Origin of the sequence: Mycobacterium colombiense (genome assembly GCF_001672755.1) — a bacterium.
GTDB classification, from domain to species: Bacteria; Actinomycetota; Actinomycetes; order Mycobacteriales; family Mycobacteriaceae; genus Mycobacterium; species Mycobacterium colombiense_C.
In genome coordinates this window covers 1-11,336 of sequence record NZ_LZKI01000065.1, presented here as the reverse complement: position 1 = coordinate 11,336, position 11,336 = coordinate 1, and the positions used below count along the sequence as shown (strand labels likewise).

The following is an 11,336-nucleotide window of genomic DNA, read 5'->3' as shown; positions in this document are numbered from 1 at the left end:
CGCGGCGCAGAGGTTTTGGAGGTCACCGCCAAGATCGGTTCGGATCTGGTGATGTCGGCGACGGCCCGCCTGGCGGCCCCGCACACCGTCTACGCTTTCCCCGGCCAGGGCATCCAGCACAAGGGCATGGGCATGGACGTCCGGGCCCGGTCCAAGGCCGCCCGCAAGGTGTGGGACAAGGCGGACAAGTTCACCCGCGACACCCTGGGCTTCTCGGTTCTGCATGTGGTGCGGGACAACCCGACCAGCATCATCGCCAGCGGTGTGCACTACAACCACCCCGAGGGCGTGCTGTACCTGACGCAGTTCACCCAGGTCGCGATGGCGACAGTGGCCGCGGCGCAGGTCGCCGAGATGCGCGAGCAGGGCGCCTTCGTCGAGGATGCGATCGCCTGCGGCCACTCCGTCGGCGAGTACACCGCGCTGGCCTGCGTGACCGGCATCTACGAGCTGGAAGCCCTGCTGGAGACGGTGTTTCACCGCGGATCGAAGATGCACGACATCGTGCCGCGCGACGAGCTGGGCCGGTCCAACTACCGGCTGGCCGCCAGGCGGGCCGTCGCCGACATCACCAGATCCGAACCGATCTTGGCGGTGACCTCCAAAACCTCTGCGCCCTGGTCGATTCCGACCCGGTCGACGCGGAACGCGACCTCGTCGCCGGGTCGCACCATGCCCAGGAAGCGCGCGGTCCAGCCGATCAGCCGCGCCGGCGGGCGGGCCTGACCGTCGGTGGCGGTCACCGCGTGCTGGGCGGCGGCCGACAGCCACATGCCGTGCACGATGGGCGATTCCAGGCCGGCCAGCAGCGCGGCTGCCCGGTCGGTGTGAATGGGGTTGTGGTCACCGGAGACCACCGCGAACGGACGCATGTCAACCGGTGCGGTGATGGCGACGTCGCGCCGGCGCCGGCGCGGGGTGTCGGTCGCGTTTTCCGAGACCGCGCCACCGGCGCGCGTCGGATCGGCCAGTTCGGCGGCCCCGGTGCGGCCCAGGATGGCGAACCGCTCTTCGAGAGTGGCGATCGCCTGACCGTCGGCGTCGGTGATGCTGACCGAGACCGGGACGACACGCCCCATGTCCGTGTCGATGGCCGCCGAAGCCGTTGCGGTGATTGTCAATTGCGACGGGGTCGTCGGCAGCTTGCCGGCCATGTGGGCGGCGTGGTCCAGATGCACCAGGCTCAGCAGGCCCTCGACAACCGGGATGCCGGCGTCGGTGGCTGCCGAGCCGATCGCCGAGAAGACGGCGGGCCAGCACGGTCCGACGAGCGCGTCGGGCACGGTGGTGAGGCTGGGCGCCAACGGTTCTCCGAAGGTGGCCGTGACGCCGGTGTGGTCGGCGACCCGCTCGGGGTCCCAGTCCACCGTGACCGTGGCCGTTCCGTCGGTGACCGCGGGCAGGAACTCCGGCCCGTCGACGCCGGCCGCGATGGCCAGCACCGCACGCATGGCCGTAGCGGCATCCTCGGTGGAGACCACCGGGGTGGCGCCGTCAACGGTGTTGGGCGGCAACGTGAATGGGATGTCGATCCAGATGCCCGACACCGGGACACTGAGCACGACGCGGTCGCCATCGACCTGAAGCCGCGCGCCGGTGGACGAATGCGTGGCGCGGCGGCTCTCGGGTCCGTCGTGCACCAGCCATTCGGAGGGATCGGCGATTCGGTGGACCGGGTTGGTCGCGGTGCGGCCCGCCCATTGGACATCGGGGGCGTCCAGCACGACGGCCAGCGGGCCGGTGACGTCGGCGCGGCCCGTCCGGCGTGACGTGACGGCCTTGGGCTCCGCCCCGCCGGCGAGCGCCTCGTCGATGGCCGCCTGCTCGAAGCGGTCCAGCAGTTCACCGACGGGCTCGTCCATCCGGGCGATGCCCGCGACGGCGGCGGTGCCCGGAATGATGCACACCTGATCGGCGTCGTAGCGGGCGTCGTGCGCCTGCCACAGCGAATCGCTGCGCCACCAGCGCCGCACGTCCTTGTCGATCACCGGCACGAAGTTGACCGGCTTGCCCAGCAGCTTGCACAGCGTGACGAAGAACGGGACATCGGCCGGGTGCAGCTGCACGCGTTCGGCGTCGGGGTAATGCGCCAGCAGGGTGGCGATGGCCTCGGCGGGATTTTCCAGCAGCCGCGCGCCATCTTCGGTGGAGCCGTCGAACAGCGTCTCGATGGGGCCGAAATCCTGTGCATGCAAACGCGCTTCGACCCGCTGCAGCATCTGCTCGAAGCGGTCGCGCCAGGTGTCGGCCAGCCACGGGCTGCCCGGTGACGCGGTGTCGGCGGTGGAATCGCCGTCCCCGATGGACAATTCGACGTAGCGCTGCAGCCACTGCAGGTAGGTCATCTCACCGGCGTCGCCGAAGTACGGCTTGGCGGTGTTGGCCATCGCCGCGATGATCTCGTCGCGACGCTGCGCGACGGCGTCGGCGTCACCGGCGACCTCGTCGAGAAGCCGGCCGCACCGCGAGGCGCTGTTGTCGATCTCGTGGATGTCCGCACCGAGCTGGCTGCGACTGGAAGCCATTCCGCCCGAGGCTTTTCCGGCGCCGATCCACTGATCGGTGCCCTGGGTTTCGACCAGCATCCGCTTGACCGACGGCGACGTGGTGGCCTCCTTGGCCGCCATCGCCGCGGTGCCGACCAGGATGCCGTCGATCGGCATCAGCGGGAAGCCGTATGCCTGCGCCCAGCGTCCGGACAGGTAGTCGGCCGCGCGCTCCGGCGTGCCGATGCCGCCGCCGACGCAGACGGTGATGTTGGCCCGCGACCGCAATTCGGAGTAGGTCGCCAGCAGCAGGTCGTCGAGGTCTTCCCAGGAGTGGTGGCCGCCGGCGCGCCCGCCCTCGATGTGCGCGATCACCGGCTTGGTGGACACCTCGGTCGCGATGCGGATGACCGAGCGGATCTGCTCGACGGTGCCGGGCTTGAAGACCACGTGGCTGATGCCGACCTCGCCCAGCTCCTCGATCAGGTCGACAGCCTCCTCCAGGTCCGGGATGCCGGCGCTGACCACCAGACCGTCGATCGCCGCGCCGGACTGGCGCGCCTTCTGCACCAGCCGCTTGCCGCCGACCTGCAGCTTCCACAGATACGGGTCCAGGAACAGCGCGTTGAACTGGTAGGTCCGGCCGTCCTCGAGCAGTCCGGCCAGCTGCTCGACGCGGTCGGCGAAGATCTCCTCGGTGACCTGCCCGCCGCCGGCCAGCTCGGCCCAGTGCCCGGCGTTGGCCGCGGCGGCCACGATCTTTGCGTCCACGGTGGTCGGGGTCATGCCGGCCAGCAGGATCGGCGAGCGCCCGGTCAGTCGGGTGAACTTCGTCGAGAGCTTGACCCTGCCGTCGGGCAGGCGAACCAGAGTCGGGGCATAGCTGGACCAGGCCCGCGCCACCTCGGGGACGGCGCCGACGGTGAACAGGTTGCGCTGCCCGCCGCGGGTCGCCGCGGGCACGATGCCCACACCGAGGCCACGGATCACCGGCGCGGTCAGCCGGGTCAGGATGTCGCCGGGACCCAGGTCAAGGATCCAGCGGGCGCCCGCGTCGTTGACCCGGGTGATCTCCTCCACCCAGTCGACCGGACGCACCAGGATGGACTCGGTCAGGTGCCGGGCCAGCTCGACATCCAGGCCGACCTTCTCGGCCCAGCTGCCGACGATGTCGATACCGTCGGCGAGGCGCGGCGTGTGGAAGCCCACCTCGACCTGCACCGGATCGAAGACCGGCGAGAAGACGTCGCCGCCGCGCAGCTTGTTCTTCCGGTCGGCTTCTTCCTTCTCCGAGATCTGCTGGCAGTAGAGCTCGAAGCGGGACAGCTGTTCCGGGGTGCCGGTGATGACGACCGACCGGCGGCCGTTGCGGATGGACAACACGGGCGGCAGCACGGTGCGCACGTCCTGCGCGAACTCGTCGAGCAGCCGGCCGATGCGTTCGGGATCGGCGTTGGTGACCGACACCATCGGCGGGCGGTCGCCGAGCACCGAGATGCCGCGCCGACGGGCCACCAGGGTCCCGGCCGCGCCGATCAGCTGGGCCATCGCCAGCAGCTCGACATCGCGGGCGCCCCCGGCCTTGAGCGCCTCGACGGCGAGCACACCTTGGGAATGTCCGGCGACGGCCACCGGGGGCGTCGCCTTCAGGTCCATGCCTTGCCGAGCCAGCGCCCGCACGGCCGCGATCTGGGTGAGCAGCACGCCCGGAATCGACACCGCGGCCGAGGTCAGGTGCTTGTCCGAAGGGATCGGGTCCTCGGCCGCCAGCGCACGCACCCACGACAGCGGCTCGAAGCCGATCGGGCGCACCACGACGAGCTCTTTGGCCACCGGCTCGAGAAGCAGGTTGACCTCACCGACCAGCGTTGCCAGGTCGGACTCGATGCCGGCCGACGACACCAGTTCTTCGAGGGTCTCCAGCCAGGCGCTGCCCTGGCCGCCGAATGCCACGGCGTAGGGCTCGCCGGCGGTCAGGCGGTCGACGAGGGCGTGAGCGTCCCCGGCTTGTTGGCCCTTGCCCTGGCCGTCGCGGTCAGCGGATACCCGGTCGTGCTCGTGGATCGTCACCTTTTCTGTCTCCCCTGTATGCGTCTTTAGGTCTCGTTCGTCTGGCGGTCACCACCGCCGGGCGGGGTTCTGTCGATTCCGCGTCGAATCACAGCCGGGAAAACGGCTGGCCGGTGTGTTGTCTGCAGACCGCCCGGCTGATGCTGAGCGGCGCGACGGACTCCATCGGCTGTACTAAGAGTGTCATAAGGATCGACCCTCGTTTCGCGTGCTGATCGGTTACTGATGAGTTCTACGCATGGGTAACCGTGTCCTGGGTAACACCTGGTTTCACCGGCGGCGCGAACCCGATTACCAAACCTGCTGCATGAAGGTGGTTACGGTCGAGTAGCTATAACTGCGCAGATCAAGGCAAGTTTGTTATCGAATCGTTATATTAAAATTTTGGGTCGTGGAGTGCCGTCACGACGCCGTCGGCGGCATAGGACGACGATCGCCCGCCCGCGCGCGTCGGGAAAATGAGCGAACGAGTGTTTGCTGGAATTTCTAAGAGTCCGCGCCCCGACCGGGCCGGACGACGGCGTCGGGCGCTAGGCCCACTGGCCGAATTGGGGCTTGAGGATTTCATTGATGTCCACGCCGACCCCTCCGACGCTGCGTTTGTCGATTTCAACCTGGTGCAAGTTGGCCGCCGGGTGGGCGTATCCCTTGGGCGAGCCCCAGTTGTGCTGCCAGAAGTAGGAGCCCAATCCGTCGTGCAGCGCCCAGTCGATGGTTTTCGAATTGGCGTACACGCCTGTGCGCTGATGACCGATAACCGACTCCCAGGAACGCAGGTAGGGCGCCACCTGGCTCTTGTACTGCTCGTAGGACGGATCGTCGTCGATCGACGCATAAATGGGTGCACTGGCGGGCCCACCGGCCGCGGCGTGCAGCTGCATCCCGCGCTGCGCGTGCTGCAGGCCGGCGTTGGCACCGCCCAGCCAATCCGCGCTGCTGGCCTTGCCGTACTGGTAGCAAGACACGATTTTGAGTCCGTTGCTGTTGAGATCGCGCGCCTCGGCAACCTGGATCGGCTTGCCCAGCATCCAGTTGCCGCCGGGGCGACGGTCCGAGACGTACCGAATCGACCCCACGGCGCCGGCGGCCCGGATCTGGCTGGCCGGAATGACGCCGGCCGCGTAGTCAAGCAGGGTGCCGAGCGACGCCGATGCGGGCACGGCGCTCAGCGACGCTCCGGCGGCGCACAGGCCCACCAGGGCGGGGGCTGCGGCCGCGAATTTGAGCAGATCGCGCCGCGAAACGGATGACACAAGCCACAGGGTACGACACAAACCCCATATGACACGTTGATCACGCTGGTCACATGTGCATCACAGTGCCACATCGCTCGTTTGAACGGGTTGGCGCGCGGGCAGCACGATGACGCTCACGGCCTCCAGTCCGCGCTGGGCGGTCTGCTGGGCGACCTCCTCGATGAAGTCGCCGGCCGCCGGGCTGATCGATCCCGCCCAGGCGCGAAATCCCTGCACGATCACCGGATCGCGCTCCAGCAGCGGTTGCACGCCCCGCAGCACGCCGACCACCTCGTCGGGCAGGGGGTCGGCGAGCTGCTGGTCGATCCAGCGGCGCGCCAGTTCCGATGCCGCGGCATCGTCTTCGCCCAACCCGATCACGTCGGCGGCCAGGCCGCGCAACCGGTCGAACAGCACCTCGTGGCCCGGGGTCTCGGCCAGTTGCGACAACAGGGTGCTGGCCGCCGTCGGAAGCACCATCTGCCCGAATAGCGGGGGAACCGGCAGGTCCCATTCGTCGAACAGGTCGGCGTACATCGCGGCGACCGGCTCCGGCAGCGGAGCGCTGAGCCGGCCGATCACCCCGATGCTGTCGCGGTGCGTGGTCGCCAACCGGTGCAGGATGTGCTCGTTGAGGTCCCCCTCGCCGCACTCGGTGGCCGCATCGATGGCCTGGATCAGGCGGTCGATCCGCTCCCGCTGCTGCACCAGCAGCGCGCGGTGCTCGTCGAGCAGGCCGGCCAGCGTGCTGTGCCCGCCCTCGATCAACCGCGCAATGTCATTGATACCGACGCCGAGGCTTCGCATCAGATCGATGCGCAGCAAGTCGAGGACCTGCTCGACGCCGAAGACACGGTAACCGTTGGAGAGGTGCTGGGCGTGTAGCAATCCGATTTTCTCGTAATGGCGAATACGGCCGGAAGCGATGCCGGTCAAGGCCGTGACGTCGCCGATCAGCAGCTGCTCAGCCACCCCTTGACCTTACAACTGTGACAAGGTCTGTACTGGGCGGATGGAGCACGACCAGCTCATCGACCTGACGCGGCGCGCGTTGAAGTTGGCGCGCGACAAGACGACCGATCTCGCCCCGGCCCAGCACACGGTCGACGCGCGGGACTACACGAGCATCGAGCGGCACCACCGGGATCGGGCCATGCTGCTGGCCAGTCCGCAGCTGGTCGGCTACGTCTCGGAACTTCCCGCCCCGGGTGCTTACTGCACGAAGACGGTGATGGGGCGCTCCATCTTGTTGACCCGAACCTCGCAGGGAACGGTCAAGGCGTTCAACAACGTGTGTCTGCACCGCCAGTCGCAGGTGGTGTCGGGTTGCGGCACCGCGAGACGGTTCACCTGTCCGTACCACGCCTGGACATACGACAACACGGGGCACTTGGTGGCGCTTCCGGGACGTGAGGGGTTCCCGGAAGTGACCATCCAGTCCGACGGGCTGACCGAGCTCCCGGCCACCGAATTCGCCGGATTCCTCTGGGTGGCACTGGATCCCGGCGCGACGCTGGACGTGGCGGCGCACCTGGGCCCGCTCGCCGACGAACTCGACTCGTGGGGCATCGGGCGCTGGTCCCCACTGGGCGAGAAGGTGCTGGACTCCCCGATCAACTGGAAGCTGGCGATCGATACCTTCGCCGAGAACTACCATTTCGCCACCGTCCATCAGCAGACCTTCGGCACGATCGCGCGCAGCAACTGCACGGTGTTCGACTCCTACGGACCGCACCACCGGCTGATCTTTCCGCTCAACACCATCCGGGAGCTCGAAGACGTGCCCGAGGATCAGTGGAGTCCGTTCTACAACGTGGTGGTGATCTATGCGCTGTTCCCCAACATCGTGCTTTCGGTGACGATCGCCAACGGTGAGCTGTTCCGGGTGTACCCCGGGGATCGGCCCGGCAGGTCAATCACCGTCCACCAGAACGCAACACCGCAGGACGTATCCGATGATGCGGTGGCAGCCGCCGTCCAAGCCGTTTTTGATTATGCGCACGCCACCGTGCGCGACGAGGACTACCGACTGGTCGAGGGGCTGCAAGCCAATCTCGAGTCGGGCGCCCGCGACCACCTGGTGTTCGGCCGCAACGAGCCGGGCTTGCAGCATCGCCACATCACGTGGGCCCGGGCGCTGTCACAGTCAGCTGGGGTCGGCTGACAGCACCGCGATCAGATCGTCGAGAAGCTTTGCCAGCGTGTCGTTTTCGACGGGCGCGGAGCGGAACAGCAGCTCGACGGCGTCCTTGCGCCGGCCGGTCGCCACCAGCGGCACGACCTGATCCACCATGGCCTGCAGAGTGGGCTCCGGCGGTGCCAGGCCCGCCACGGTAGTGGACAGCACATCCACGAGTTCCCAATCCCGGTACAACGCCAGCGAGCGTTCATTGAAGGCGAAGCCAGTCACCGGTTTTCCCCAGATGGTTCCGCGGTAGCGATAAGGGCCCTCCATGTACTCAATCGGCAGGCCGTGCGCCGGGGCCGCCACCAACGGCTCGCCGATGAGGTCCAGTTGCAGTGTGGGACAGGTGATCCGGTGCCGGTCGGGCAGGTACCGGGCTGGGGCGAGGGGTCGCACCAGGGGCCGCATGGCCTCCGGCCATCGCACGTAACTGCTCACCGTGACCTCGATGTCTTCGGCGCATTCCGGCGCGATCGCGGGGTCCGGATGGCTTGTCGTGATCCCGGTAAACGGCTGCAGCGCATTGCCGTTGGTGCGGTCGAACTGGCGCCAGATGCTCAGGTCGACGCCGTTGTCGAAGTTGATGGTGCGCCATTCGTGCGACCTGGCCCGCGGGTCTCCTCCCGATCCCCCGCCGCCGGCGTACTTGGGGAACCACTGCCGATCGACGTGCCCGCCGGCGCCGGACACCTGCTGCACCACGTCGCCCCACCGCAGGGTGCCGGTCATCGCCATGCCGGTCTGGAAGTAGGAATAGGTGTCGCTTTGACCGAAGCAGACGATCTTTCCGTTGTACCTCGACGCACCCACCGGTGTCGGTGCGCGCGTTGGTGTTACGGCCAGGTCCAGCCGCATCGGGCGCCCGGATTGGTCCTGCCCGACCAGGCTGACCCGGTAGGTGTAGGGCAGCAGTTCGCCATCGCCGTTGCGACTGGTCGTCCACGACGCGGTCCCCGCGCTGCTGTGATAGTTGATGTCGAGATGGCCGGATGCCATCGTCAGCTTGCGCTGGGCGCCGGGCTCCATGTTGGCCGGCGGCATGTCGTAGTCGGTGAAGGTGCCGTAGTCGCCGGTGTCGAGGTCGAACAGCGCCATCGTGTAGAAGTCCGCGACGACGGTTCCCCCGGGACGGTTCTTGTTGAAGATGGTCAGGAAGGCAAACGAGCGATCGGTCTCAGCGGCGTCAAGCTGACCGGCGATGAACCAGGTGTCCGACTCCTGGTCGGGGTGTTCGCCTTCGGCGGCGGGGAAGTCCAACTGGCTGTCGCCGGGCACCAACTGGAACGGGTAACTGCGCCAATCACTGGTCATATCGGGCCTCGCTGCTTTTTTCGCTATGTTAGCGTGAATAGCGAAATTGAGGTCGCGGTCCAATCCCCCGAGGAAGTGCCCCGATGACAGAGACTTCCGGCCATCGCTCCTATAACGAACTGTTTATCGGGGGCCAGTGGCGCAAGCCCGCCAATCCCCAGCAGCTCGCCGTGATCTCGCCGCACTCCGAGGAGCCGGTCGGGCATGTCCAGGTCGCGGGCCCCGAGGACGTCGACGCCGCCGTCGCCGCCGCACGGCGCGCCTTTGACCACGGCCCGTGGCCGCGGATTAGCCATGCCGACCGGATGGCCAAGGTCGAACAGCTCGCCGGGATCTACGCCGGCCACGCCGACGAAATGGCCGACCTCATCACCGACGAGATGGGGTCGCCGCGCAGCTTCAGCCGGATGGGCCAGGGGGCGGCCGCTGCGGCGCTGATCCACCTGTCGCTGGCCGCCGCCCGCGATTTCCCGTGGGAGGAACGCCGCCAGGGTGTGCTGGGCGAGGTTCACCTGCGCAGGGCCCCGGTCGGGGTGGTCGGTGCGATTGTGCCGTGGAACGTGCCGCAATTTCTGATCATGCCCAAGCTGATCCCGGCGCTGATCGCGGGCTGCACGGTCATCATTAAGCCCGCGCCCGAAACGCCTTTGGACGCTTTGTGGTTGGCCGAGATGATCGAGCAGATCGGATTGCCCGAGGGCGTGGTGTCGGTGCTGCCCGGCGGCCCCGAGATCGGTGAGGCGCTGGTCCGCCATCCCGGGGTGGACAAGGTCGCGTTCACCGGTTCCAGTGCCGTCGGCCGCCGGATCGCCGCGCTGTGCGGCGAGCAGCTGAAACGGGTGAGTTTGGAGCTGGGCGGCAAGTCCGCGGCGATCATCCTCGACGACGCCGACATCGCCAAGACGGTGGCCGGCCTGAAGTCCGCGGGATTGATGAACAACGGCCAGGCATGCGTCGCGCAGACCCGGATCCTGGTCAGCGACCGTAAGCACGACGAGGTGGTCGACGCGCTGGCCGACATGATGTCGGCGCTGAACGTCGGCGACCCGGCCGACGAGTCGACGGACATCGGACCGCTTGTGGCCCAACGACAACAGCGCCGCGTGCAGGACTACATCAAGTCGGGCCGCAGCGAAGGCGCGCGCGTTGTGCTCGGTGGCGAACAGAGCCCGTCCGAGCGCGGCTGGTATGTGCAGCCGACGCTGTTCGCCGACGCCACCAACGACATGCGGATCGCCCGGGAGGAGATTTTCGGTCCGGTGCTGACGGTGCTGCGCTACCGCGACGAGGACGACGCGATCCGCATCGCCAACGAGACCGACTACGGCCTGGCCGGCTCGGTGTGGACCGCTGACATCGAACACGGCCTGGACGTCGCGGCCGCCGTCCGCACCGGCACCTACGGCATCAACATGTACACCCTGGACATCGGCGCGCCGTTCGGCGGCTTCAAGCAGTCCGGCATCGGCCGAGAATTCGGGCCCGAGGGCCTGCACGAGTACGTCGAACTGCAGACGCTGATTTGCAAGGGTCAGCTGCCGCCGCTATAGGTTTTGCGGTTGTCAGGCACGGCGTCAACGACGCGGCAGGCGGCGGCCATGTGCGGCTTGTTCGATGCCGCAACATATTTGAGCGTCAACACTTTGCTGCAGCGACCGGTGCCGCGTCAATCTAGTTGGTTATCGGTGGCGGTTGGGGTTGGAAGGGGTCGTACCACCACCAGCTGGCGCGCTCGCCGGTAGGTCCCCGGCAGGGCGCCACCGCGGGCGGGGGTTGAGTTGGTGGGCGCGCCAGCGATCCCGGGCTCAGTGATCGGCCGGCGGTGTCGGTGACGATAAGCGCGCCTGCGGGTCCGGTGATGGTGATGACGCCGCGATGGTGCGACCGGTGATGGTAGGGACAGAGGAGCACCAGGTTGGCCAACTCCGTGGGGCCGCCGTCTTCCCAGTGCCGGATGTGATGGGCGTGCAGACCGCGGGTGGCGCCACAGCCCGGAACCGCGCACGTGCGGTCGCGATGCTCCAGCGCGCGGCGAAGCCGCCGGTTGAT

At 67.9% G+C, this 11,336-nt stretch carries 6 protein-coding genes and 2 pseudogenes; 3 read left to right on the top strand and 5 right to left on the bottom strand.

Going from position 1 to position 11,336, the window contains the following annotated elements:
• Nucleotides 1-51: 51 nt before the first annotated feature.
• A pseudogene (locus A5708_RS26110) lies at nt 52-486 on the top strand (acyltransferase domain-containing protein); the annotation flags it as partial.
• Nucleotides 487-536: 50 nt separating this feature from the next.
• On the opposite strand, the pseudogene A5708_RS08795 reads toward A5708_RS26110, so the two are convergent.
• The 3 genes and pseudogenes from A5708_RS08795 to A5708_RS08785 all read right to left on the bottom strand — a co-directional run.
• Nucleotides 537-4,556 (bottom strand): annotated as a pseudogene (locus A5708_RS08795) (fatty acid synthase subunit beta domain-containing protein); the annotation flags it as partial.
• A gap of 530 nt (nt 4,557-5,086) precedes the next feature.
• Nucleotides 5,087-5,809: a DUF1906 domain-containing protein gene (locus A5708_RS08790; protein WP_065028256.1), complete on the bottom strand. Its 723-nt coding sequence runs from the start codon at nt 5,807-5,809 to the stop codon at nt 5,087-5,089.
• 60 nt (nt 5,810-5,869) lie between these two features.
• Nucleotides 5,870-6,763: a MerR family transcriptional regulator gene (locus A5708_RS08785; RefSeq protein WP_065028255.1), complete on the bottom strand. Its 894-nt coding sequence runs from the start codon at nt 6,761-6,763 to the stop codon at nt 5,870-5,872.
• A 40-nt stretch (nt 6,764-6,803) separates the two neighbouring features.
• Between A5708_RS08785 and A5708_RS08780 the strand changes: the two genes are divergently transcribed.
• Nucleotides 6,804-7,955, top strand: coding sequence for an aromatic ring-hydroxylating oxygenase subunit alpha (locus tag A5708_RS08780; protein ID WP_065028254.1), 1,152 nt, complete (start codon nt 6,804-6,806; stop codon nt 7,953-7,955).
• On the opposite strand, the gene A5708_RS08775 is transcribed toward A5708_RS08780, so the two are convergent.
• The gene (locus tag A5708_RS08775; RefSeq protein WP_065028253.1) at nt 7,938-9,287 is read right to left on the bottom strand and encodes a secreted hydrolase; all 1,350 of its coding nucleotides are present in this window, start codon (nt 9,285-9,287) and stop codon (nt 7,938-7,940) included. The genes A5708_RS08780 and A5708_RS08775 overlap by 18 nt on opposite strands.
• Before the next feature lie 83 nt (nt 9,288-9,370).
• Here A5708_RS08775 and A5708_RS08770 point away from each other — a divergent pair, with 83 nt between their 5' ends.
• Nucleotides 9,371-10,837 (top strand): aldehyde dehydrogenase, encoded by a 1,467-nt coding sequence (locus tag A5708_RS08770; RefSeq protein ID WP_065028252.1) that lies wholly within the window; start codon nt 9,371-9,373, stop codon nt 10,835-10,837.
• Between the two features lie 121 nt (nt 10,838-10,958).
• Here A5708_RS08770 and A5708_RS08765 read toward each other — a convergent pair.
• A partial coding sequence (locus tag A5708_RS08765; protein WP_196772577.1) for an HNH endonuclease signature motif containing protein occupies nt 10,959-11,336 on the bottom strand: 378 nt, incomplete at its 5' end.